Raw genomic sequence first — 25344 nt, 5'->3', positions numbered from 1 at the left:
CTAAATTAACACATTGTCTACAGTGGGGAGCTCGCTTGTGTCTTTATTAACAGTAGGTTCTTCGCGGGGGATGAATTTGTTCAAGACCACCCATAACAAACCAAATAGAGGCGATAACCAGCAAGCAAAAGCGAATGGCGCGTAAGTGAGTGTCGCAATACCTAAGGTTGCGGCGACGAAACTACCGCCCATGTTCCAAGGAATAAGGGGAGATAACAGGGTGCCAGTATCTTCGATAGAACGGGTAAGCGTCGTGCGCTTGTAGCCCATCTCTTGATATTTATCTTTCAATAGGCGACCTGGCAACACCAGTGTGGTATAGACGTCACCGATGAGGGTACCCACACCGAGCGTGCTAGCATAAGTGGTAATCACTAAACCGAATCTCGATTTCACCATTTTATTGATTTTTGCCATAATGGCTTTGAGCGTACCGTAATGCTCAATGGCGCCGACGAATGCTAAGGCAAATATGGTTAAGGTCACAACCCATGTCATCGACATGACACCGCCTTTAGACAGCAATTGGTCAACGACAGCAAATCCAGTCTTACTGACAAAGCCATTTTGTAGGACGTTAAAGATATCGTGAACGCCCACACCTTGCATAAAGAAAGCAACCAAGCCTGCAACCACCACACCTGATAATACCGTTGGAATGGCTGGCATTTTCATCACCGCCGCAATGACAACGACAACAGCAGGCAATAAAGTAATAATACTCAGGTTATAGTTAGCTGCTAGTGAGGCTTGAATGTCTCTGATTGATGTTAAATCGACATTTTCCGCGCCGTAGCCCATCCCAATCCAAGCATAGATAATTAGGGCAGTCACCATGGCAGGTACCGTGGTGGGCAACATACCGCGAATGTGTTCCCAAAGGTCAACACCGGCAGCGGCTGGTGTTAAGTTGGTGGTGTCAGACAATGGAGACATTTTGTCACCAAAAAAAGCGCCAGAAACAATAGCACCGCCTGTTAGTGACGGCGGAATACCTAGTCCTAAACCAATACCCATCATCGCAAGGCCGACCGTGCCGACCGTGCCCCACGAGGTACCCGTTGCGACAGAAATGATAGAACAGATAAGACAAACAGAGACTAGGAATGACGAGGGAGAAAAAACGCTAAAGCCATAATATAAAATCGTGGGAACGGTACCAGCGATAATCCAAGCACCAATGAGCATACCAACACCCATCAAGATGATCATGGCAGGTAGACCGATTTTCACGACCTTTAAGAAACTCTCTTCCATGCCATGCCAGTCACGGCGCCGCAGCTTCATAAACAAGCCAGTAATTAAAATACCGCAAGCCAAGGGAATGTGAGGGGTAAAATCTTTGAATACAAAAAACTGAACCATCAGAATAATGGCAGTCAACACCAGAGGTGCAATATCTAATAAAAAACTAGAAGACGGACCATAGCCATCTTTAGCTTCGTCATAAGGTTTATTATCCATCATAAGACACCTACCTTCCTTAGTAGTGGAAACTACTGCCATAAAAATAACAGTAGTAGAAACAACCAATCCATGGCTGCCGATAATTCTGAAAAGAGGATAAAAAGCCTGTTTTTGAAATCATGAATATTTATTCATCACTTCCGCAGGCTTTATTAATAAAATAAAAATACTTGATAATTGGCTTGTTAAATAGGCTCTGAGCCTACTTAACAAACATCACAACACGTGATTGATAAAGACTATTAAATGACACTATTTATTAGTGACATACCGTTGTTATTAGCCAAAGTTGATGCCTTGCGCGAGTGGTAGCTCGGTTGAGTAGTTGACCGTATTGGTCTGACGACGCATATAGGCTTTCCATGCGTCTGAACCTGACTCACGACCACCGCCGGTTTCTTTTTCGCCGCCAAATGCACCGCCAATCTCAGCACCACTGGTTCCGATGTTGACGTTAGCGATACCACAATCACTGCCACGATCACTGAGGAAAGTTTCAGCTTCACGTAAGTCATTGGTAAAAATACAAGATGACAGCCCTTGTGGCACATCGTTTTGCATCGCTAGCGCATCGTCAAACTCTTTATAGGGCATGACATATAAAATCGGTGCAAACGTCTCACTACGTGCTACGTCATTTTGCTCATCAAGCTCAACAATCGCAGGGGTCACATAATAAGCATCTGGGAACTTATCCATCAGAACTCGGTCGCCGCCTGTGACTTTACCACCAGTATTGCGAGCCTTTTCTAATGCCGCTTGCATGTTATTAAAGCTGTCTTCATCAATCAGTGGACCGACCAAATTGCCTTCAAGCGGATGGCCGATGCTCACCGTCTCGTAAGCAGACTTAACGCGCGGTAAGATATCGTCTTTGACCGACTCATGAACAAACAGACGGCGTAAGGTGGTGCAACGCTGACCTGCCGTTCCTACTGCTGAGAATAGAATGCCACGTAGCGCCAAATCTAAATCGGCAGTGGGTGCCAAAATCATGGCGTTATTACCACCAAGCTCGAGCAAACATTTACCAAAACGCTCAGCCACTTTCGGTCCTACTTCTCGGCCCATGCGTGTACTGCCGGTGGCACTGACTAAAGCGATGTTTTTATTTTCAACCAAGGCATTACCGATATCGGTCTTGCCCAATATGATTTGCGATAAATGTGCTGGTGCCTCACCAAATTTTGCCAACGCTTTTTCAAATAATGCTTGGCACGCTAAGGCGACGAGCGGGGTTTTTTCTGAAGGCTTCCAGATGACAGGGTTGCCACAGACGATGGCCAACGCAGTGTTCCAAGACCAAACGGCGACGGGGAAGTTAAAGGCAGAGATGACGCCGATGACACCAAGTGGATGCCATGTCTCACGCATGTGGTGACCTGGGCGCTCTGAGGCGATGGTTAGACCATAAAGCTGGCGCGATACGCCGACAGCGAAGTCACAGATATCAATCATTTCTTGGACTTCGCCAAGGCCTTCTTCTTTGATTTTTCCGGCTTCTAATGATACTAAGATACCCAAATCTTCTTTGTGCTCACGCAGGACTTCACCCAACAGACGAATCAACTCACCACGTTTAGGGGCAGGAACGACACGCCATTCTTGAAAAGCTTGTTTGGCATTTTGGATTTTAGTATCGACGTCGGCGACTGTATCTAATGTGACTTTACCGATGACTGAGCCATCAATTGGGGTGGTGACTTCAAAGTCCCCATTTTGATAGTGTGCTTCTTCTACGCCCATTGCAGACATATATTGCTTAATCATAATCAATCCCTTGCATATTGGTATAATGGTTTACTACGTCCTTGACTGACTTATAAAATTACCCTGCTACCTACTAAGTTGCAAAATAATAAATTTCTTACAGTCATTCCTTTTTGGAATGACGTGCTAATAAGTCGGCTATACGCTAGACATTTCTAGCATAATTTGTTAGATACTAACACTAGACAGGCACTGCTCAAGACTTTGAGCTTGCATCGCTTCATACAATGCCATCTCATCGTGAATAGCTGCTCCCAAATCACGCTCAAAACTTTGTTGGCTTGAGCGACCGTCATATTGGTTTGGCTGCGCCTGTTGTAGGTTTGATTGAAAGATACCGGCGGCACTGACGGGCAAAAAATCCTCATAAACGATAGGTTCAATGCGAAGCACCTCATCATTAATCAGAGCGCTCAGCTTAGCATTAGGCACTTTATTCAAATCATCATTGGTTAAGGTAGCGGCCAATAATGCTTGACCATTTTCAGAATCTAGGGTGCTATCCGTCAACTGGTAATAAAAGTACGCCAGCCCTTCATCGTGTAGAGTTTGATAATTATCAGGAAAAGCGGTAAATACTTCGGCTAAAATTTGATTGTACTGATCCGCATTATCTTCATTTGGGGTAGCGCCAAGCTGGCGGCGAGCTGCAGCCAATAATTCATCATAAAGCGCGCGACCCTTTTGCGTTAACGCCACACCGCGTTGCTCAATCTCTCCAAAGCGCGCGGTATGATACCCTTGCTCATACTTTTCATGGCTAGCGTCTGAGGTATCAGCAACTTTAAAGCCAACCGCTTCTTGTAGCGCCTTAAAACTGGTTTGCCTTAATAAGATAGGACACGCTCTACGTGGCGGCCCTTCGATGATGGCTTTTGATGGTATACCGCGGACTTGCATCCCTTGTTGCACCGCATCAATATCCAAGGTTCGAGGCGTTAAATGATTGATATGCGGGCCCTTAAAGCCGACCACATCAGCGACAAGTGGATGCTGATCTAGTAAGCGCTGATAGAGCGCTTTTGCCACCGGCGTTTTATCATGCCAACGAAATGTCTCTAGCGCTTCTTGGACAAACTGCTGTGCTTGCTCAGTGATCAAGCCACCTTGCGCCTCGAAAATCTTAATTAGCTCAATAACACCAGTAGTGAATATCTGACGCTGCGCCAATGTGGCCGTGGCTTCTTGTTTTAAGGTTTCATCAGCAATCAAATCCAAACGCAATAACGAGGTAAAGACGCGAAAGGGACTTTTATGCAATGAATGGGAGTCAAGCGCACGAAAGGCTGTTGAGTGGACTGGCACACCAGCAGGTGCTAAATCGTAGTAGCCAACAGGGTACATACCCATCACCGCAAAGAGACGGCGCATCATGCTCAGCTCTGCTGCGGTACCCAGTCGAATCGCCCCGTGGCGCTCCATGCTCAGACGCTCAATCTCGCCCGTATGTAGCAGTTGTGATTTGACATCGGGATGTGAGGTCAACACCTCTGCATTGACATCACTGACCAAATCAACCAAGTCACCGTATAGCGGCACCTCATTTTGGTACATGGCTGACATGGCCATAGAAAAATGATGACGTATATCATCGCTGCAGATAAAATCCTCATCTAGACTGACGCTATTATTTTTCACAAATAAACATCCTTGTAATAGAGTTAATAAATTTTTAGCTTAATAATAAGTATTTTATTTCGAGCATTTGGTTATAACGATGCGCTATCTGTCCTAAGTACTCTTAAATATTCCTAAACATACCTAAGCATTAAGCGGCAGGCAATCCATCAGGAAGTGCGATGAGCACCTCTTTTAGAATATCCAACCCTTCTTTTAGGGTGTCAGGCTCTATAGTGAGAGGTGGCAATAAGCGGATGATATGGCGATATTGCCCACTTGGCATCAGCAGCAATCCACGCTTGCGTGCTTGCACTAATACTTGTGCCATCACACTCGGATGCACATCATGCTCAGGATGACGCAGCTCGATACCGCGCATCGCACCGATACCCGTAAGACCAAACAACCAAGGCGAGATACCTTCTTGTTGCCATTGGCTGATGGTCGTCTGAATTGTCTCTGCATAATGTTTGGCTGACTGCCAAACGTCATCGGCTTCCATGATATCGAGCGTGGCATTGGCAGCAGCGCAGGCGACTGGATTGCCCGAATACGTACCACCCAAGCTGCCTTTGGGTAGACCATTGACCACACTAGCCTTCCCTATGACTGCGCCTAAAGGCAAGCCGCCCGCAATACTCTTGCCAACTAATATAAGATCAGGCTCAACCCCTAAATGGGTAAAAGCAAACGGCGTGCCAGTACGTCCATAACCAGATTGGATTTCGTCCATGATGAGTAACATGCCGTGCTCATCACAAAACTTACGTAGATACTGCGCAAAGGTGGGCGACAACAACTGAAAACCGCCTTCCCCTTGTACAGGTTCGACGATGATGGCACCGATATTATCGATATCTGTTTCTATCATAAATAAACGCTGTAGCGCGTCAATCGCTTGCTCGTCGCTGACGTTGTTATCGGGACTGGGGAAAGGAATGTGATAAACGCCGCTGGCCAAGGCACCAAGTCCGCGCTTATAAGGCGCGACCTTACCATTGAGATTGACGGCAGCCAGTGTGCGTCCATGAAACCCACCATCAAACGCAATAACGCCTGTGCGACCCGTTTTCATACGCGCTATCTTTATGGCATTTTCGGTCGCTTCTGCGCCGCAGTTGGTAAGCATGCCTGCCAGCTCGCCGTTGATGGGCACCAGCTCACACAATCGCGGCATAAAGCTTTGATACGGCTGATGCGCTGCCGCATTGTAGGCATAGTGAATCAGCGACTGGGCTTGATGAATGATGGCGTCAACGATGTGAGGGTGGCAATGACCAAAGTTTAAAACTCCAATACCGCCGACAAAATCGATATAGCTGCGGTCATTGTCGTCCCAAACTCTGGCATTTTTGCCTTTGATGAGCGTGAGTGGATGCACCATCGTAAAGGCATCGGTCACTTTATAAAGCTTATCCATGATGAATCTCTATCTCTTCCTTGAGTTAGACTCATTTCAACAAAACATCATTCCAGCAGCAAACGAATAATAGTTGTGGTGGCATTCCTTTTAGTCATTACCAGTAAATTAACTTCCTAGACGAATCCTTTAAAAACAAAAAAACTGCGTATTAAGGCAGTTTTTTGTTTAGCTTATTAAATGTTTACAGCAAAGGACTTTACAGGATGGCATTCACAAGATCAGTGCTATAGACAAATACTTTAGATCATAAATAAACGTAAGTGACATTATAAAACCAGCCCTAATGCCTTTTCACGCTCATCTGAGATTGTTAAATAAGCCGTAATCCATTCTAAAACTGCTTTGACCTTATGCGATTGCCTCGAAGAGATAGGATAAGTCACATAATAGCTGCCGCGACCCTTTGCCGCATAATCCCACGCCATCACCAAAGCGCCTGATTGTAGCTCGGGTTCGACCAAACGTAACGGCACCAAAGCAATACCATAGCCAAGTAAGGCGGCAGAAATGCAAGCATGAAAGGTCTCAAAACGCGGACCTACAAAGGTGCCATCAACGCTGATATCTTGCTGCTTAAAATACTCATACCACGCACTTAAGCGCGAGCTTATTTGCAATAGCACATAGTCATTTAAACACTCGGTACTCAGCGTCTTATCTTGCAAATACTGCGGCTGACAAACAGCAACGCAATATTCATCGAATAATTTTATGGCCTCCATATTGCTCCACATCCCATCACCATATAAAAAAGCAATATCGACATTTTGGTCTTCAGAAAAAAATGGACCTACTAATTCTTTGATATCTATGTTGATAAGCGGGTATTCTTGACTAAAGCCACTGAGTGCTGGAATCAACCAACGAGCACAAAATGTCGGATGCGAGACGATTTTTAGCAGCTCGGTATTACTACTATGCGACATCAAATTGGTGGTCGCCACCTCGATATGTTTTAAAATCTCTAATACTTCAAGATAATATACCTTGCCAGCAGGGGTCAATGAAATCCGGTGCGGTGTCCGATAAAACAAAGACAGGTTTAGCATCTCCTCTAACTGCGCCACTTGCTTACTAATGGCGCTTTGGGTCATGTGCATCTCTTGCGCCGCATTGGTAAAACTCAAATGACGGGCAGCGGTCTCAAAACATTGCAGCGCTGTCGTTGAAGGGTATCTTCTAAAGGCCAGCGGTTTATTGGTGTCTGTTTTCATAGATTGGTTTTCTTTTATCCCATCTTAGTAAAATATCAATAACTCTTTAAAATCACATTATCAGGTATTCCTAGCCTATGGCGTCATCATACCTATACTCAAGCTTAAATAGCGATACCTCACCATAAGCACTATGTAACTGACAATGCTACCATTATCGGTTTTACTTAATCATGAATTTGAAAGTCCACTTAATTATTCAGTCGCCAATTTTAAAGACTCTCCTACAAAAAACACCATCAATTCCTGATAAAATAGTAGGGTCTGATGATAGGCTCTGACATACCGCAACTGATTTGCTATCTTGCCCTCCTCTTTTTCATCATTACGACCTATGCCGCCGTTATTCTTAAACTCAAAATTATTTTAAGCTAACGTTATTTGTTGGCACCTTCTTTATTTGTATTGGATCATATGAAACATAACCTTGAGGTGAGCGCAAATGCTCGCCGAACTCAGTATTTCCAAGTATTTTTGATGGGCGTCAGCGCCTTTATTATGAATACTACCGAATTTGTCCCCGTTGCTCTATTAAGTGATATCGCCCAAGATTTTTCCATCACCACGGCTGAGACTGGCTGGATGTTGACGCTGTATGCGTGGATTGTCGCGGCGATGTCATTGCCATTGATGCTACTTACCAGCCGCTTTGAGCGTAAAAGCTTACTTTTAGGCTTGTTTATAGTTTTTATTGCCAGCCATGTATTGTCAGTATTCGCATGGAGCTTTGATGTATTGCTGATTAGCCGCGTGGGCATTGCACTCTCGCATGCGATATTTTGGTCAATCACCGCAGCGATTGCGATACGCGTAGCACCAGAAGGCAAAAAAGCACTGGCGCTTAGCGTGCTTGCGACCGGAACTTCATTGGCGATGGTGCTTGGCGTGCCACTAGGGCGCTTAGTTGGTCAATGGTTTGGCTGGCGGGCGACTTTTGGTGGTATTGGCGTGATTGCTTTTATCGTATTTATTCTACAAGCAAGGCTATTGCCAACGCTACCAAGTATGTTTGAAGGCTCTTTTAGAAAGATTCCAGAATTGCTTAAAAACCCCTTATTGGTCTGTTTATATTTGCTTATTTTGCTGGTCTTTACTGCTCACTATACCGCTTACTCTTATATCGAACCTTTCATGCGGCAGGTTGGTGCTATTAGTGAAAATTCGGCTACTTTTATACTGCTACTGTTTGGTGTCGCTGGGATTGCGGGCAGTGTAATATTCAGCCGTTGGGGCGATCGTTTTAATACTAAATTGATGCTGATATCGATAATATTAATGCTGATATCTATGCTGGTACTATTGTTTGCCGTGACCTCCATCTGGGCACTGAGCTTGATTGCGTTACTTTGGGGCGCGGCGCTTATGCTGCTGATTATCTCTATGCAAGCCAAAGTCATCATGGTTGATGTCACGGCGCAAGACATGCTGATGTCGATGTTCTCAGGGATTATTAACTTAGGGATTGGTGCAGGTGCGCTATTCGGTGGTTATGCAGTGACGCATATTTCCATATCAAGCGTTGGCTATGTAGGTGCTGCTATCGCCAGTGTGTCGCTGCTCTTGATGTTGTTTATGATAAAGCGCTTTCCTGAATTAAGCAGAAGACTTGGTTAGCTAAGGGCAGATTAACCAAAGTTCATTCAGAGCACAAGAAAATGCCAGCCACTTAAAGGGGCTGGCATTTTGCTGTTTGGTCTATTTGCAAATAGGAAATAAGCCGCCCATTAAAAATCTACTTTACCGCGCAAGGCTTTTGTTTTGCCGCGCTGGGTCTTTGCATCGACGCGCTTACTTTTGGCATTTCTACTCGGTTTGGTAGGCTTGCGAGTTTTATTCACATAAGTGGCTTTTACAATAAAGCTCTGCAGCCGCTCAAACGCATCAATCCTATTGCGTTCTTGAGTACGAAACTGCTGCGCCTTAATAATAAGCACGCCTTCTTTGGTGATTCGGCTGTCTTTACTGTCCAATAAACGCTGTTTGTGCTCATCACTTAGGCCTGAGGTATAAATATCAAAGCGCAAATGAATCGCAGAGGACACTTTATTAACGTTTTGCCCACCTGCCCCTTGTGCGCGTATGGCGCTAATTTCAACTTCACTGTCATTAAGACTGATATTACTGCTGATAAAAATCATAAAATACTTTTATAAATCATGGATAGATAAGGTTAATGATAAAGCATTCTCAATTAACTCGCTACTTGCCTGCTTAACGGTTCTCAAAAATCCATATTTCTTAACATCTATAATCTGCAATTTATAAGGTAAACCTCATAAATGTTATCGTTTGACGTCACTATGTCTATTCTCTGTCTGTAAAGCGTAAGCCCGTCCAAAAATTCTTTTTTGCCATGCTAGGATGATTTTAAATTACTAAGACATTTTTTGATTAGCTGTCTATTTAACAAGCAAACTTTTTAATAAACAAATTCTTAGCCCATACTTTTAAAACTAAAACTAAAACTAAAACTAAAACTACGAGCTGATAGGAATAAGTTCTTTATGAGCAACAATAATAATAAAACTAAATCTTCTTTTACCACCAACCAAGTCTCAGCTGATAACAGCATTCAGGTCAGAGGCGCGCGGGTGCATAATCTCAAAAATATTAATGTTGATTTACCGCGTAATGCGTTGGTTGTTTTTACGGGCATATCAGGCTCAGGCAAGTCGTCATTGGCGTTTGGCACCTTGTTTGCTGAGTCGCAACGCCGCTATCTTGATTCGGTATCGCCTTATGCACGGCGCTTAATTGACCAAGTTGGCGAGCCTGATGTCGATTCAATAGAAGGCTTACCACCAGCCGTCGCCCTGCAACAACAACGCGGTACGCCGTCGGTACGCTCATCGGTTGGTAGCGTGACCACCATCTCAAATGGTCTGCGTATGCTGTACTCGCGAGCGGGCGAGTACCCTGCTGGGCAAGACATGCTGTATGCCGATGCCTTTTCGCCAAATACGCCAGAAGGTGCTTGCCCTACTTGCTCAGGTATTGGTCGCGTGTTTGAGGTCACAGAAGATTTGCTCGTGCCCGACAAGACTAAAACCATTCGAGAACGCGCCATTGCTGCATGGCCACCAGCATGGCAAGGGCAAAACCTAAGTCGGATATTGACGACACTTGGCTACGATATCGATAAACCTTGGAACACGTTACCCAAGCAAACCCGCGATTGGATTTTATTTACCAATGAAACCCCAGAAGTGCCGGTGTACCCAGAATACAATCTCGAGCAAGTACGCGAGGCGATTAAAAAAGGTGAAAAGCCCAATTATAAAGGCACCTTTACCAGTGCAAAAAACTTCGTCTTACATTCTTTTGCCACCACCCAAAGTCCGCGTACCAAAAAACGCGTGGCGCAGTTTATGCAAATTTCAGAATGCCCAAGCTGCCATGGTAAAAAACTCAAAAAAGAATCGCTGTCGGTTAAATTTGTGGGGCTTGATATTGGTGAACTGTCACAATTAACCTTGACTGAACTGACGCTAAAACTTCAAGACGCTGCTAATAAAAAACTCAGCGATGATATGCTCGACCGTGAAAAAGCCATCGTTGCCAAGCGTATTTCCAGTGACATTTTATCGCGTGTGCAAGCGTTAACCAGACTTGGGCTAGGTTACTTATCCCTTGAACGCACAACACCTACCTTATCGCCCGGCGAGCTACAGCGCCTAAGACTTGGCACCCAAATTCGCTCTAAACTATTTGGCGTGGTTTACGTGCTCGATGAACCGTCTGCTGGCCTCCATCCTGCCGATACTCAGGCGCTATTAGGCGCTCTAGACGAGCTGGTAGAGGCGGGTAATTCATTATTCATTGTCGAGCATGATGTCAGCGTCATTCGCCATGCCGATTGGATAGTCGATGTCGGACCAAAAGCGGGCAGTCATGGCGGTGAAATCATGTATAGCGGCCCTGTCGAAGGCTTGCGAGATATCTCTGATTCCTATACTGGACAATATCTTTTCAATCATGATTCCACAGACCATCAATCGAAAAGCCAGCAATTAACAAGCCAGCAGCCAAAACAACCTAATCATTGGCTAAAGCTTGCTAATATCGAGCGCAATAATCTACAAGGGTTAGATATCGCATTTCCTTTAGGGATATTAACAACGGTAACAGGCGTTTCAGGTTCGGGGAAATCGAGTTTGGTCAGTCAGGCGTTGGTTGAACTGGTCTACAATGCGCTAGGGCAAAAAACCGTGATTGAAACGCCCACTGATGAAGCGGCTTTACTTGAGCAAGAGCAACAAACGCCAATAGGCGGTGAGATAGTCAGTGGTATGGAGCATATAAAACGCTTAGTCACCGTCGACCAAAAAGCCATCGGGCGCACGCCGCGCTCGAATTTGGCGACTTATACTGGACTGTTCGACCATGTGCGCAAATTATTTGCCGCTACCAAAGAAGCAAAAGCACGACGTTACGATGCGGGTCGCTTTTCATTTAACGTTAAAAAAGGACGTTGCTCAAATTGCGAAGGCGTCGGTTTTGTCAGTGTTGAGCTGCTATTTCTGCCGAGTGTTTACTCGCCTTGCCAAGCTTGCCATGGTCAGCGCTACAATGACGAAACCTTAGAAATTAATTATCAAGGTAGAAACATCGCTGAAGTGCTCGATTTAACGGTTGAAGCTGCTTCTGAATTTTTCGTTGATGACGCCCCGATAATGCGCGCATTAGATGCCTTGCTAAAAGTTGGGCTTGGCTATCTAAGACTTGGGCAACCAGCGACCGAACTGTCTGGTGGCGAAGCACAGCGCATCAAGCTTGCTACCGAATTGCAGCGTACCCAGCGCGGCGATACGCTGTATGTGCTCGATGAACCGACCACTGGTTTACATCCTTCTGATGTCGCGATGCTGATGGCCCAATTAAATGGGCTGGTCGCAACTGGTAATACGGTGATTATGGTAGAGCACGATATGCAAGTCGCGAGCAACAGCGATTGGATTATCGATATGGGCCCGAGTGCTGGCGATGAAGGTGGTCTTATTGTCGCACAAGGTACGCCTAAAGAGGTGGCTAAGTCCAAAGAGAGTCGCACTGCGCCTTTTTTATTGAGTTAGTATAGATATAGCAATGCAAGAAGTGAAATGGATGAATAAAAACATCGGTATTAAAAAACCGCATTACTATTAAAGTCATGCGGTTTTATATTTAAAAAACTAATTTTTTAAATATAAATCTATAACTAAGCCAGCATACCGCCATCAACAACGATCGTAGCGCCCGTCGTATAACTTGAGGCATCAGACACTAGGTACAATACCGTGCCCGCCATCTCGTCAGGATTAGCCACACGCCCTAGAGGAATAGCGTGTAGCGCCATTTTTAAAACTTTATCATTGGTGGTCAACGCCGAGGCAAACTTGGTATCCGTCAGACCAGGCAATAAGGCATTGACGCGAATATTTAATGGACCGCACTCTTTGGCAAAGGCTTTGGTCATACTAATCACCGCAGCTTTAGTGATTGAGTAGATTCCTTGCTTGTCACCTGCGACTAGGCCATTGACCGAAGCAGTATTTAAAATTACTCCACCGCCCTGCTCGCGCATCATCTTGCCAGCAGCCGTCGACATAAAGAAATAACCGCGAATATTAACTTCCACAGTTTTATCAAAAGCAGCTAAGTCTGTATCTAAGATATGACCGTAGTAAGGATTTGCTGCGGCGTTATTGACTAAGATATCAATTTGCCCAAACTCGTTTTTGATGTGCTCAAAAATCGCCTCAATCTGCGCCATCTCGCCCACATGACAAGCAAAGGCGCTGGCTTTATGACCTTCAGCGACGATGCTATCAGCGACCGCTTGGCAAGCATCAATCTTACGGCTAGACACGATCACATGCGCGCCTCTTGAGGCTAATAAGCGTGCGATAGATTCACCAATACCGCGACTTGCGCCAGTTACTAAAGCAATCTTGCCCGTTAAATCAAATAAATCTTTCATAGCTATTCCTTATATTTTTAAATATTTTAATAAATACTTTTGATGTTAAGCCAACATACCGCCATCAAGGGTAAACGCATGACCATTCATAAAGCTGCTTTCATCGCTCGCCAGCCAAGCAATGGCTCCCGATACTTCATCAACTTCACCCAAACGGCGTAGTGGACTGGCTTTTATCGTCGCTTGCTGGGCGCGCTCGTCCATTTTTGCCATGGTATTACGCACCATTGGCGTATCGATAAAGCTTGGGCAAACGGCATTAAAGCGGATATTGACTCGAGCATATTCATGAGCAGCAGATTTAGTCAGCCCCATCACGCCATGTTTAGCCGCACTATAGGCGGATAACAGCGGCGCAGAACGCAAACCAGCAATCGAGGCAACATTGATCACGTGACCACCGCCATTCGGTGCCATACAAGTAACCGCAGCACGCATACAATGCCAAACACCTTTTAAATTAACGGCGATATTGCGATCAAAATCCTCATCGCTAAGCTCATGCATCGGCGCAGGTTGATGGTCGATGCCAGCGTTATTTATAACGACATCAAGACCACCCAATGTTTCCATGGCAAAGGCAAACAACGCGCGTACTTCATCACCGCTAGTGACATTGACTTTTTTAAAGACTATGCTATTACCAGCATGTTGGGCTTGCTTGGCAACAGCAGCACCCATCTCTTCTGCCAAATCGCCAATCACCACTTTCGCACCGCGACTGGCTAACAATAGCGCACTGGCAGCACCTATACCAGACGCGCCGCCGGTGATTAAAATGCGTTTACCAGAGACGTCTGATGCAATTCCATTTGTATTCAGTGTCATGATTTATCCCTCTACCTTAAGTAGCAGTTTGCCAAAGTTTTCACCTTTAAATAACATCATCAACGTATCAGGGAAGGTTTCGATACCTTCAACGATATGATCTTTTACTTTTAACTCGCCAGACTGAATCCAGCCAGCGATATCTTTCATCGCCGTCGGATATTCTTTGATATTATCAAAGACGACGATGCCTTCCATACGTGCACGATTGACCAATAAAGACAAATAGTTCGATGGCCCTTTGACCTCTGTGGTGGTGTTATATTGGCTAATCGCACCGCAAATCACGATACGCGCGCGCAGATTAATTTGCGTGAGGACGTCATTTAAGATATCGCCGCCTACATTGTCAAAGAATACATCGACACCTTTTGGACAGGTTTCTTTTAACGCTTTTTTTACATTCTCATTTTTGTAGTCGATTGCCGCATCAAAACCTAGCTCATCGACTAAGAACTTACATTTCTCAGCATCACCTGCGATACCGACCACGCGGCAGCCTTTGAGTTTGGCAATCTGTCCAACCAAACCACCAACCGCACCAGCAGCGCCAGAAACAACGACCGTCTCGCCCGCTTTTGGCTCGCCTGTTTTTAATAGACCAAAATAGCCAGTCATACCCGGCATACCGAGTACACCTAAGTAATAAGACAATGGCGCAAGCTTTGGATCGACTTTATGTAGCCCTGCGCCATCGCTGACCGCATACGATTGCACGCCGTTATGACCTACGACATAATCGCCAACGGCAAACTTCTCATGCTTACTTTCGATGACTTTGCCCACCGTTCCTGCACGCATCACCTCACCAATCTGTACCGGCTCGATATAAGATTTAGCATCATTTAACCAACCACGCATCGCTGGATCCATCGAGATGTATTCAATTTTTATCAGTAACTGACCGTCTGTGATATTCGGTAGTTCTGACTCAGTATAATCCCACGTCTCTGCACTCGGCGCGCCAACAGGTCGTTCTTTTAAGCGCCACTGCTTATTGATTGTTGTCATTATTTATTCCTTTAAAGTTGTATTTATTATTAATACAAAATATGATTCAAAATCCCTTAAAACCACTCTGCTTGCATATCGATACATACTGCATTGTCGTTATTTAACAGCTCAATATCGCGCTTGATTAACGGCAATTCCCAATCGATAAAATATTTTGCTGCTTGGATTTTACCTTGATAGAAGTTTTGCTTATCAACGTCAGCCGTATCATTTAATAATTGCTCAGCTTTACTCGCTTGGCGAATCCAAATCCAACTGACCACGATTGAGGCGAAAATATTCATCAAGGCCTGCGCATTACCAGTCAACGTGATGGCTTTTTCCGTTTGTAGGATTTTGCTTAAATGCATGAGCACTTCATGCAAATGACCCATATAAGGCATCAATTTACCAGCGAGTTTTGCGGTTTCAGGTGTGCTGATATTCTCTAAATCTTTGGTAATTTCACGTTTTAGAATTTGAATACCCAGACCACCTTTTTGCCATAACTTACGAAATGACAAATCTAACGCTTGCACGCCATTTGTGCCTTCATGAATGGGATTGAGACGATTGTCACGCCAAAACTGCTCGGCTTGATATTCACGTGTATAGCCTGCGCCGCCCAATACTTGAATACCCAAATCATTGGCTTTTGAACCATATTCAGACGGCCATGCTTTTAGTACTGGCGTAAGTAAGTCCAATAACTCTGACAGCTCAGCTTTTAGCGTAGCATCTTCACAGGTATTGATACGGTCAATCAGATTTGAGCCATATAGACAGAGTGAAATACCGCCCTCGCTATAGGCTTTTTGCGCAAGGAGCATACGCTTCACATCACCATGCTGAATGATTGCCGTTGCTGCATCTTCAGGTTTATTATTGGGTGCAATTCTGCCTTGCGTCCTGTCTTTGGCATAATCGAGCGAGTATTGATAACCACGATAGCCAATCATCGCTGCGCCAAAGCCAACCGCTATGCGCGCTTCATTCATCATCTTAAACATGTAGCGCAGGCCGAAATGCTCTTCGCCGATAAGGTAGCCATAGCACTCGCCTACATCACCGAAACTTAACGCCGTAGAAGTCGCGCCGCGATAGCCAAGCTTATGAATGAGCCCAGTCAAATGCACGTCATTGCGCTCGCCAACCGATAAATCATCATTTAGACGGTATTTTGGTACGGCAAATAAAGAGATGCCTTTGACGCCAGCAGGACCGCCCGGTACTTTTGCTAAAACCAGATGCACGATATTGTCGGACAACTCATGATCACCCGCTGAGATATAAATCTTGCTGCCTTTTATGCGGTAAGAACCGTCGTCCTGCTTTACTGCCGTGGTTTTGATATCGGCAAGCGATGAGCCAGCATGTGGCTCAGTTAACGCCATGGTGCCCGTAAATTCACCCGTCAACATGCGCGGCATAAAGGCATTTTTAATCTCATCACTGGCGAAATGTGAGATAACATTAATCGCCGCCGTGGTTAAAAATGGATAAGCGGTGGTTGATGGGTTGGCTGCCATAAAATAGCCTGCTACCGCCGTCATAACCGTTTCCGGTAATTGCATGCCGCCATCGTCAAAGCTATAACGGCCCGCGATAAAGCCTGATTCACGAAACGCATCAAAGGCAACTTTGACATCGTCAATCATGCTAACGTTTTTACCATCAAATTGCGGCTCGTTTTTATCCGCGACATGGTTATGCGGTAAGAATAACTGAGTCGCGATTTTATTAGCGGTATCTAATACTGCATCGAAGGTTTCGCGGCTGTGTTCTGCAAACTTCGGATGCTCGGTTAAATGTTCAGCGCCCAATACATCATATAATTGGAACGGTAATTCAAAATCATTGATAAGCGTATCTGCTGCCATAGTATTCTCATTAGCTTATGAAATTTAGTGATGTATTGATATTAATCTAATTTATCGCCTTGCCGTATTGTCATTTATGACATAATTATGGTCAAATAAGACAAGCGTAATTACATTTAATTAGAAAAACGTAGTTGGAAAATACTATTTTTAAAACGTTTCTAAAGGAAATTACACAACTATGCCCTACTTTAAACCCTTTAAAGTCATCATTGTCGGTTTCGATGGCGTACTTGGTAGCGCTTTAACAGGAGCGCTAGATTTATTTTCATTTACTGGCGTCAGTTGGCAACGATTTTTAAATGAGGAAGTGGAGCCGAGGTTTAATGTACAGATCGCCAGCCTAGGTGGCGTCGATATTAGATGTAGCAACCGCTTAATTATGCAAGCGCATTGCGATATTCAGGAAGTGACAGAGTGCGACTTATTATTAATCCCAACGATTGGGGATTCGATCGATAAAGTATTGAGCCAAAATAGCGATTTAATTGCTCATATAAAGCGGCTAGCTAACACCAAGGCGGATATTGCCAGCAACTGTAGCGGCGCTTTCTTTTTGGCAAAGGCAGGTTTGTTAGATCATAAGATAGCGACGACCCATTGGGGCTATGCGAGTAAATTTAAGGCAGACTTTCCACTGGTTGATTTGCAAGAGAACCAATTTGTCACTCACTCAAAAAGCCAGTCAAAAGACCAGTCTGGCAACATATTTTGTGCGGCAGGTGGTAGCGCCTTTTATGACTTGGGATTATTATTGATAGAGCGCTATTGCGGGCGCGAGATTTCTACTCAAGTGGCAAAAACTCAGATTATTGATAGTAAACGAGGCAATCAGAACAGCTATACCAATGTGACCTTACATAAGCCGCATTCAGACCCGCTGGTCAAGCGAGTGCAAGAGTTTATCGAGGAAAAATTTAAAAATCCTATTCAAGTGAGCACTTTGGCTGCGATGATTAATATCACCCCGCGCACTTTAAACAGACGCTTTCAGTCGTCTGTCGCTATGCGTCCGATCGAATATATTCAAGCGGTCAGAATTGAACAGGCAAAACGTTTATTAGAGTCAGGAAATGTCACGATAAAATCGCTGGCGGAGCAAGTTGGCTACGATGATATCTCATCATTCACTCGGCTTTTTAAGCGTGCCACTGAGCTGACCCCGAAAGAGTATCAAGATAAGTTTTCGCGCTTAGCGATTTAACTTTATAGCAGATGCCTTTTGAAAGTAATAGGTTGCTGCTGTGATATGTTCTCTTCAGACTCTGAAGTGGCGAAGTTACACAGCAAGCAAAGAAAATTTATCACAGCAAAAAACTTTATAGACCTAAATTTTATTGCCACAACCCTTCGACATGAATCGCATCAGCTTTAATTGTTGGATAATCCGTAAATGTTAATTGGTAGCCGCCGATTGCATTGGGGCTAATTTGACACGTTGCCCCCAGTGGAAAGCTGTGTTTTTGTCCAATATGACCAAAGCTCATACCGCTATAAATAGGCAATCCTGTCAGCTTATGCAATTGACGAACCACCGTGGCAACATCATAACGCTTGTCATAACTGTCCTCACCTGTACTCGATAATGCACCAAATACGATTGCTTGCTGACCTTTAAACGCGCCTCCTAGATACAAATCATACAGCATGCGCTCAATACGATAGGCTTGCTCGCCCACATCTTCTAAGAACACAATACCGCCGTCAATACGTGGTAAATACTCACTACCTGCTAGCGCCGATACCACACTCAGATTGCCACCCCAAATAGTGCCCGTTATCGTTTTTGGCTCAGAATTTGTCAGAATACTCGGTAAATTAGGGCTGGTTAAAGACGCATCACGTATGCTGATAGCTAGATTAGGATTGGTTAGTGCCTGCACAAATTGTCGGCAGCTAACTTGGTCGGGTTTGTTTTTACCAAACTCACTATAAAGCATCGGGGCGGAAAGTGAGCTCATGCCTCCTTTTGCCAGTAGCGCACACTGAATCGCAGTCACATCGCTAAAGCCTGCCAGTATCGTGCCGCGCTCCTTCATAATGCGCCCAAGCGTCGACCAATCAACCATTGGTAATAAACGTACAGCACCATAACCACCGCGTACGCCAAGTAGCAGTTTAGGCGCTTTAATCGCACCCGTCGCGATGTTTTGTAAATCACTGGCTCGCTGCGAATCCGTACCAGCAAAACGTAAATACTGCCGAGTGGTAATCGCAGGATTGTCGACTTTAAAACCTGCACAAGCCAAACGATCTAATGCCAATTGATTGCGCTCGTCACTACCACCGACATTGGAGCTGGCAAAAAGCCGTGTCTCTATACTTGGTGTGATACAACTCGTTTGCGCCTGCAATGTTTCGGGTGCTGCTTGTTTTGATGGCAGGCTCTTATCCATCAAAACCGTTGGCAAATCGTCTTTGGTTAATAACGTATTATCTAGCTCAATAGTATTGGATGCTAATGCTTGACTAATGCTTTGGCTCATCAACAACCCCGCCCCTGCACTGATACCGATTTGACATAAAAACTGGCGACGATTAAGTCCAGAGATGGCTTCACTCGCTGTATGAGCATTTTTACTTTTATCATCTTTTAATAACTGACTCTTGGCACCCATATCTCGCTGCTACCTTATCTTTTTTATTTTAATATACTTTTGAACCATCTTTATGTTTTCGATCTACTTGCTTAATATCACAACAGCATATTGTAGACGTTTTGCACGTGATGATAGTTGCCTAACCTTTGCCCATATTTACTTTTTCGCTACCGTACGCACCAGAAACTTAATGCTACCCAATCCAAGCTATTAATAATACGCAATATTGGCACAGGCCACGACTTTGTTGTAGTATGAAGATACCGATTGCGCTTAAATAAGGATAATAATAATGGCTGATAAAGCGACTGATAAGCAGGAAAAAGATGACATCTTGGATGCTGATTTAGAGTACATCATTCATGAGGAAGAAAAATTACAAGCAAAGCTAAAAGATAGCAGCCACCTTGAACGCTTCACTAAAGATTTGATGCTATTTATGAGCCTTATTAAAGATTACTATAAAGGTAATTATCGCGACATTCCTTACAAGACCATTTCAGCGGGCGTCGTCGGTCTACTTTATACCCTCAACCCGATTGATATCATTCCGGATTTTATCCCTTTTATCGGTCATATTGACGATGCGCTAGTACTCACTTTTTGCTTAAAACTTATCGAAAAAGATTTGCAGAAATATCAAACGTGGAAGAAGAGCCAATCAGCCGTTAAAACTGCTACCAACTTAAAGAAAAAAGCTTAAACGTTCGCCAACTATAAGCTTGGAATGAGTATTTTGAAAAGCCACGACCGATAAGTAAGTTATCAGTCGTGGCTTTTTTATCAATCATGAGCCATTTATCTATACAGGTTAATCTGGAACCTCATAGTTGGCTTTTTCTGGATTTAGACCAAACGAATACACAAAGGTAGCAACCAAGCTATTCACAATGATAAAAGGCAAGTCAACGGCAATATGACCAAGCAAGTAGCGGCCGATGAGCCATGAGACAATCAGCATAATAATAAAGAACCCGCCTAGATATGCTAAAATGGCCGGATGTTTAAGATTATAAGGCTGCTCAGGTTTAGGCTGTTTATCTAAGATATAGGTTCTGACCGCCCAACCCGCCGCATAAGAAAATCCGCCTAACACCACATAACTAAAAAAATTCATATTGCCTGACTCTAATAATAGGATTGCTTGTAAAAAAGGTGTATTTAATACCCAATTATAACGCTTAGCTAAATACTGTCATTCACATTATCAATCACAATGTTTGAGTGAGGATTGGCTAAAATATCCGTATTAACGTCGTCACATTCAATATGGTAAATGGTATTGGCACCGCGATAAATATAGGACAAATACTCACTATCAAGTAGCGGATCGATATTGGCATAGACAGGCTTCACATGCGCCAGTACCAGCACTCTATCTGGACGACCGATGACCGCATCGACATTATCAGGGTCGATAGAGAAATATGTCGGTATTTCGCTATTTTCGATAACCTCTAACGGCTCAGCATCATCCCAAACACGTTTGGCACTTGCTGGCTCTTTCATCTGCATCACCCACGCACCGCCCTGTTGGCTAACTTTTATCTGTGCAGGCTCGTCATGGCTGACGGTGTAGCAGCCTTCAAATATGGATAAATCCGCTGTCGTTTCTATCTGTTTAGTATCAGCTTGCGTATTACTATCATTGCAAGCACTTAAAAACATCGCGCTACTTGCCATGATAGCGACCATCAAGGGCAACCATCTTTTATAAAACACGTTTGGGCGTACGGACATCATAGGGTTATCCTGCATTTAGACATAAAAAGCTGATATTGAGCGCATGACTATTAAAGACAATTAAAAAAACAATAAAACTGCACCATCGCACTATCATCAAAGCCATTTTAACAGAAAACCACCGCGTTACTATTATCATCACTACTATCATCTGTGCTTTTACGATTTTGTGCATGGCAGCTGCCCATAGCTGGGATAGATTTGCTATACTCAACCCTAAAATATACCGTGCTAGTTGGTGTAAAAACGGCACTACCGAAACCGCCCTGCTCCACGTTTACCATTTATTAGGTCAATACGCTTTTATGTCAGACACTTCTACTTCAGCGCAGTCATTTAATACCAACAACGCCATAAATCCGTTGGCCGCGAAACCCAACACGACGGTTGCTTATACAGACGGTGCTTGTAAAGGTAATCCGGGTGCTGGCGGCTGGGGCGCGCACCTGATATTTAGTGATGGACGCACGCAGGATTTGTATGGTGGTGATAAAGAAACCACCAATAATCGCATGGAGCTGATGGGCGCGATACAAGCACTGACCCATACTCCACACGAGCATAATCTCGAGATTTGGACAGATTCAAGCTATGTCAAAAAAGGCATTACCGAATGGATTGAGGGCTGGAAAAAAAAGGGCTGGAAAACGGCGAGTAAAAAACCTGTCGCCAACCAAGATCTTTGGCAGCAACTCGATGAGCTGTGCCAACAGCGCGCTGTTGATTGGCATTGGGTCAAAGGTCATGCTGGTCATGCGGGCAATGAAAAAGCGGACGAGCTGGCAAATTTGGGCGTGACCTGTAGCAGTGAAGATTTATCAAAAATAGACTCACAAGAGTCTGCTAAAAAAAAAGAGCAAATAGTGACCGATAACACCCAAAATACTAGTGATGATTGGCTAAAATTTGATCCATTAGGCTTCGATATGATGGATGATGAGCTTGATGCCGAGTTAGAAAGCCATACAGCAGAAAACAACGTATTAGAAGACGATGATAATAAGTATGACAATACTATAAATAATAACATGTTAGTCGAAGAAAACCGTCATCAATATGAAAACCAACATCAGTATAATGCTAGCGAAACAATGAGAAATACCGATATGTCAGATATAGATACCAATATGGATACTGAAGTAGAAGCTAAAACGGAAGCTCGCATAAAAACTGATACACCAACATTCGATGGTGACACCAGCCGTGCCAATCCGTATTTTATACCGCTACTGCCAAAACCTATTCATCGTCATGAATCTGACCGCCAGCTTATTATGGATACCGAGACTACAGGTCTTGACCCAATGAAGGGTGACCGTATTATTGAAGTCGGTATTGTAGAGATGATCGGGCGTAAATTTACTGGCGAAAAGCTCCACGTCTATATCAACCCGCAGCGCGGTATGGATGAAGAAGTGATTCGTATTCATGGTATCTCTGAGGCGTTTTTAACCGATAAACCAACCTTCGATCAAGTCGCTCAGGCGCTGTATGATTTTATGGACGGTGCCGAAATCATCGCTCATAACGCCACCTTTGATATGAACTTCTTAAACATGGAGTTCGCTAAAGTTGGCATGCATGACTTTGCTGAGCGCGTCCAAGTGACTGATTCACTGGTTATGGCCAAGCAGCAATATCCGGGGCAGAAAAACACCCTAGATGCCCTTGTTCGCCGCCTAGATGTCGGTAAGCAAGACCGTACTTTCCACGGCGCTTTACTTGACTCAGAGATTTTGGCTGAAGTTTATTTGGCAATGACCGGCGGACAAGTGACCCTTGCTATAGAGGACGACGCCCAGTCTGATGGCGGACATACAGCGCATGCAAGCTTTGCTGATTTGGCCAATTTATTAATGACGTCAAACAGCAATGAGAGCGCCAATCAAAGCTGGTATGCCGCCCTTGCAGACGATTATCCTGCGCTTAAAGATAAAATGTAGCGGTTATAAAAACTACCATTAAAATCATTTTTTATTAAAATAACCCCTTATGCTGGTAGTTAAGTCAGTTAGTCTTTATTATGACAATAAAGGTCGAAATCTTACTCATATAATTTTTTAATCTATCTTCCAAATTATTGCTATTTTCATCAGTACGTCATGGGAAAAAACAACTATGAACCATTCTACACAAATGAAATTAACTGCCCCAACCTTGAGTGTGACTGATTTTAACTTGCCATCGCTGCATTTATTGCACGATGAAATTAACGTCATCTTAAAAGACACTGAGATTCATTTGGGCGAATTCAATGATGATAATAGCCAAGCGCCTTTACTGTTAGACTCTATTATTGTGTTAAAACAGCTGTCTTGTATTTTTGAGCTGATTGCTTTGGCCGGTGCTGAGGCGCTGAATAACGCAATCGTGCATGGTTTACAACAGCTGTATGATAGTGGGGATAATAGCGATACTGCTCTAATTATGGACTTATCAGAAGCCATTATGACGCTTGATCGCTATATTGAATTTGTCCTACTGACAGAGTCGGTAGAGCCAACATTACTACTGCCTATCATTAATAAGCTCAATGCTCACGGGCAAGGCGAATCTATCGCTGCCGATTATTTTTCCACTTTTGGTAGCAGCAGCGTCATCATTGCCAATCCTGAGAACAACTTTCAACCCCTTAGCGAGCTTAATCTTGACAGCGACTTACTGACCTACGCTTATCGTAGTGGGCTCGGGGTTGCTTTATTAAATCAAGACGGTAATGTGAGCGACGATGAGCAGCAAAAATTGGATGCCATGTCAGCAGCTTGCGCCTTGATAGCGGCAAACTCTAATTGTTTGTTTTGGCAAGCAGCAACCGCCGCCGTTGCCGATATCGCCAGTATCTTACCGCTAAATTTAAGCCAAAAGCATACGCTTATTTACTTAGAGCAGCAATTCCAAAGCTATCTGCCCGTAATGGATACGCGCTTTGCGGACTTGGTTAGCTTTGCTTGCCAGCGTGATACGGCAGAGGCCAAAATCCTGCGTGAGCAATATGCTGCCAATCAGTTAGAGACACCGCAACTTGAGCAAATGGCGCGTTTCTTATTTGGCCCTAACCGTGCTTTAACTGACACTTTAAACACTATTATTCAAGCACAAATCAATAATATTAAAGAAAATGTCGATAGCTACGCACGCGGTGACTCCATCAATCCTGTCGATATGCAAACCTCGCAAATTACCGAGCAGCTTATCGAACTGCGTTCAGCGTTCCAGTTATTGGGTTTAGCAAATGCAGCAAAAAGCCTGAACGCTGCCGCAGAGGCAGTGAGCAAATGGCGCGCACCTACGCCAGAAGATTTTGACCATTTATTATTGGCATTAATGCATGCTGAAAATGCCACTATCGCTATGGCAGAGATGCATACGCCAGGGGCAATTTATTTGCCTTTGAATAATCCGCATATTTCATTACATCAGCTAAACACAGCGTATGATACGCTAATACAAGAAAGCCGTACCGCCATTGCCAGTGCCGAACAAGCCATCAATGATTATTTGGCGGAGCCTGAGCGTGATATCCTCAATATTCAAAATATCCCTGAGATGCTGCGCCAAGTAGCAGGTGCGGTGCGCTTTTTACAATTACCAACCCCTGCCAGTATGCTCAGCCAATTAGCGAGTTATTTGCAGCAGCGCATTGATAGTGGTACACGAATAGATGACGGCACTTTAGCTTATATCGCCGATGTTATTATGGCCGTTGACCATCATTTAGATGGTTTTGAGAATAATCGTCCTGTGAATAAACAGGCACTAGATGTCGGCCAACAAAGCTTAAGCCAACTGCTTGCAGCCTAAGTGCTTAGCTTCTTAACTGCTTATTTTCAACAGACTCTTACCCAAG

Annotated in this window: 19 protein-coding genes; 6 read left to right on the top strand and 13 right to left on the bottom strand. The window is 44.3% G+C overall.

Annotation, left to right across the window (positions count from 1 at the left end; all coding sequences use genetic code 11):
* From nhaC to JMX13_RS01945, 5 genes are all read right to left on the bottom strand, one after another.
* A complete protein-coding gene (gene nhaC, locus JMX13_RS01965) occupies positions 1–1467 on the bottom strand; it encodes a Na+/H+ antiporter NhaC (protein WP_201609212.1) in 1467 nt (488 codons plus the stop codon).
* Between the two features lie 279 nt (positions 1468–1746).
* A complete protein-coding gene (locus JMX13_RS01960; protein WP_201609210.1) occupies positions 1747–3237 on the bottom strand; it encodes an aldehyde dehydrogenase family protein in 1491 nt (496 codons plus the stop codon).
* Positions 3238–3405: 168 nt separating this feature from the next.
* Complete coding sequence (locus tag JMX13_RS01955) at positions 3406–4806, bottom strand: VOC family protein (protein WP_413786298.1); 1401 nt, start codon at positions 4804–4806, stop codon at positions 3406–3408.
* Positions 4807–5005: 199 nt separating this feature from the next.
* Complete coding sequence (locus JMX13_RS01950) at positions 5006–6277, bottom strand: aspartate aminotransferase family protein (protein WP_201609206.1); 1272 nt, start codon at positions 6275–6277, stop codon at positions 5006–5008.
* Between the two features lie 269 nt (positions 6278–6546).
* A complete protein-coding gene (locus tag JMX13_RS01945) occupies positions 6547–7494 on the bottom strand; it encodes a LysR substrate-binding domain-containing protein (protein ID WP_201609204.1) in 948 nt (315 codons plus the stop codon).
* Between the two features lie 414 nt (positions 7495–7908).
* Here JMX13_RS01945 and JMX13_RS01940 point away from each other — a divergent pair, with 414 nt between their 5' ends.
* Entirely contained in the window at positions 7909–9108 is a 1200-nt protein-coding gene (locus tag JMX13_RS01940) for a sugar transporter (RefSeq protein WP_201609202.1), read from the top strand.
* A 110-nt stretch (positions 9109–9218) separates the two neighbouring features.
* Here JMX13_RS01940 and arfB read toward each other — a convergent pair whose 3' ends face one another.
* A complete protein-coding gene (gene arfB / locus JMX13_RS01935) occupies positions 9219–9632 on the bottom strand; it encodes an alternative ribosome rescue aminoacyl-tRNA hydrolase ArfB (RefSeq protein WP_201609200.1) in 414 nt (137 codons plus the stop codon).
* Between the two features lie 366 nt (positions 9633–9998).
* Here arfB and uvrA point away from each other — a divergent pair, with 366 nt between their 5' ends.
* The gene (gene uvrA, locus JMX13_RS01930) at positions 9999–12566 is read left to right on the top strand and encodes an excinuclease ABC subunit UvrA (RefSeq protein ID WP_201609198.1); all 2568 of its coding nucleotides are present in this window, start codon (positions 9999–10001) and stop codon (positions 12564–12566) included.
* Positions 12567–12691: 125 nt separating this feature from the next.
* Here uvrA and JMX13_RS01925 read toward each other — a convergent pair whose 3' ends face one another.
* The 4 genes from JMX13_RS01925 to JMX13_RS01910 are packed head-to-tail and all read right to left on the bottom strand — an operon-like array spanning position 12692 to position 17154.
* Positions 12692–13453: an SDR family oxidoreductase gene (locus JMX13_RS01925; RefSeq protein WP_201609196.1), complete on the bottom strand. Its 762-nt coding sequence runs from the start codon at positions 13451–13453 to the stop codon at positions 12692–12694.
* A 45-nt stretch (positions 13454–13498) separates the two neighbouring features.
* Positions 13499–14281 carry an SDR family NAD(P)-dependent oxidoreductase gene (locus JMX13_RS01920; protein ID WP_201609194.1) on the bottom strand — a complete coding sequence of 261 codons (783 nt, stop codon included), beginning with the start codon at positions 14279–14281 and terminating at the stop codon, positions 13499–13501.
* A gap of 3 nt (positions 14282–14284) precedes the next feature.
* The gene (locus tag JMX13_RS01915; protein ID WP_201609192.1) at positions 14285–15292 is read right to left on the bottom strand and encodes an NADP-dependent oxidoreductase; all 1008 of its coding nucleotides are present in this window, start codon (positions 15290–15292) and stop codon (positions 14285–14287) included.
* Between the two features lie 56 nt (positions 15293–15348).
* The gene (locus JMX13_RS01910; protein WP_201609190.1) at positions 15349–17154 is read right to left on the bottom strand and encodes an acyl-CoA dehydrogenase; all 1806 of its coding nucleotides are present in this window, start codon (positions 17152–17154) and stop codon (positions 15349–15351) included.
* A 181-nt stretch (positions 17155–17335) separates the two neighbouring features.
* On the opposite strand from JMX13_RS01910, the gene JMX13_RS01905 reads away from it, so the two are divergent.
* On the top strand, positions 17336–18358 hold the full coding sequence (locus JMX13_RS01905) for a GlxA family transcriptional regulator (protein WP_201609188.1): 1023 nt from the start codon (positions 17336–17338) through the stop codon (positions 18356–18358).
* Between the two features lie 130 nt (positions 18359–18488).
* Here the strand turns inward: JMX13_RS01905 and JMX13_RS01900 are convergent, their stop codons facing one another.
* Positions 18489–19772, bottom strand: a complete 1284-nt coding sequence (locus JMX13_RS01900) for an LD-carboxypeptidase (RefSeq protein WP_201609186.1) — start codon at positions 19770–19772, stop codon at positions 18489–18491.
* A gap of 274 nt (positions 19773–20046) precedes the next feature.
* Between JMX13_RS01900 and JMX13_RS01895 the strand changes: the two genes are divergently transcribed.
* A complete protein-coding gene (locus JMX13_RS01895; protein ID WP_201609184.1) occupies positions 20047–20457 on the top strand; it encodes a YkvA family protein in 411 nt (136 codons plus the stop codon).
* Positions 20458–20565: 108 nt separating this feature from the next.
* Here the strand turns inward: JMX13_RS01895 and JMX13_RS01890 are convergent, their stop codons facing one another.
* Together JMX13_RS01890 and JMX13_RS01885 are read right to left on the bottom strand one after the other, a co-directional pair.
* Positions 20566–20871, bottom strand: a complete 306-nt coding sequence (locus JMX13_RS01890) for a hypothetical protein (RefSeq protein ID WP_201609183.1) — start codon at positions 20869–20871, stop codon at positions 20566–20568.
* A 68-nt stretch (positions 20872–20939) separates the two neighbouring features.
* Complete coding sequence (locus JMX13_RS01885) at positions 20940–21497, bottom strand: hypothetical protein (RefSeq protein WP_413786294.1); 558 nt, start codon at positions 21495–21497, stop codon at positions 20940–20942.
* A 305-nt stretch (positions 21498–21802) separates the two neighbouring features.
* On the opposite strand from JMX13_RS01885, the gene dnaQ reads away from it, so the two are divergent.
* Both dnaQ and JMX13_RS01875 read left to right on the top strand, forming a co-directional pair.
* Positions 21803–23440 (top strand): DNA polymerase III subunit epsilon, encoded by a 1638-nt coding sequence (gene dnaQ, locus JMX13_RS01880; RefSeq protein WP_201609271.1) that lies wholly within the window; start codon positions 21803–21805, stop codon positions 23438–23440.
* A 175-nt stretch (positions 23441–23615) separates the two neighbouring features.
* Complete coding sequence (locus tag JMX13_RS01875; protein ID WP_201609182.1) at positions 23616–25298, top strand: hypothetical protein; 1683 nt, start codon at positions 23616–23618, stop codon at positions 25296–25298.
* Positions 25299–25344: the final 46 nt, after the last annotated feature.

It is taken from the genome of Psychrobacter immobilis (assembly GCF_904846285.1).
Taxonomy (GTDB): domain Bacteria; phylum Pseudomonadota; class Gammaproteobacteria; order Pseudomonadales; family Moraxellaceae; genus Psychrobacter; species Psychrobacter immobilis_D.
This window is presented reverse-complemented; position numbering and strand designations above follow the sequence as displayed.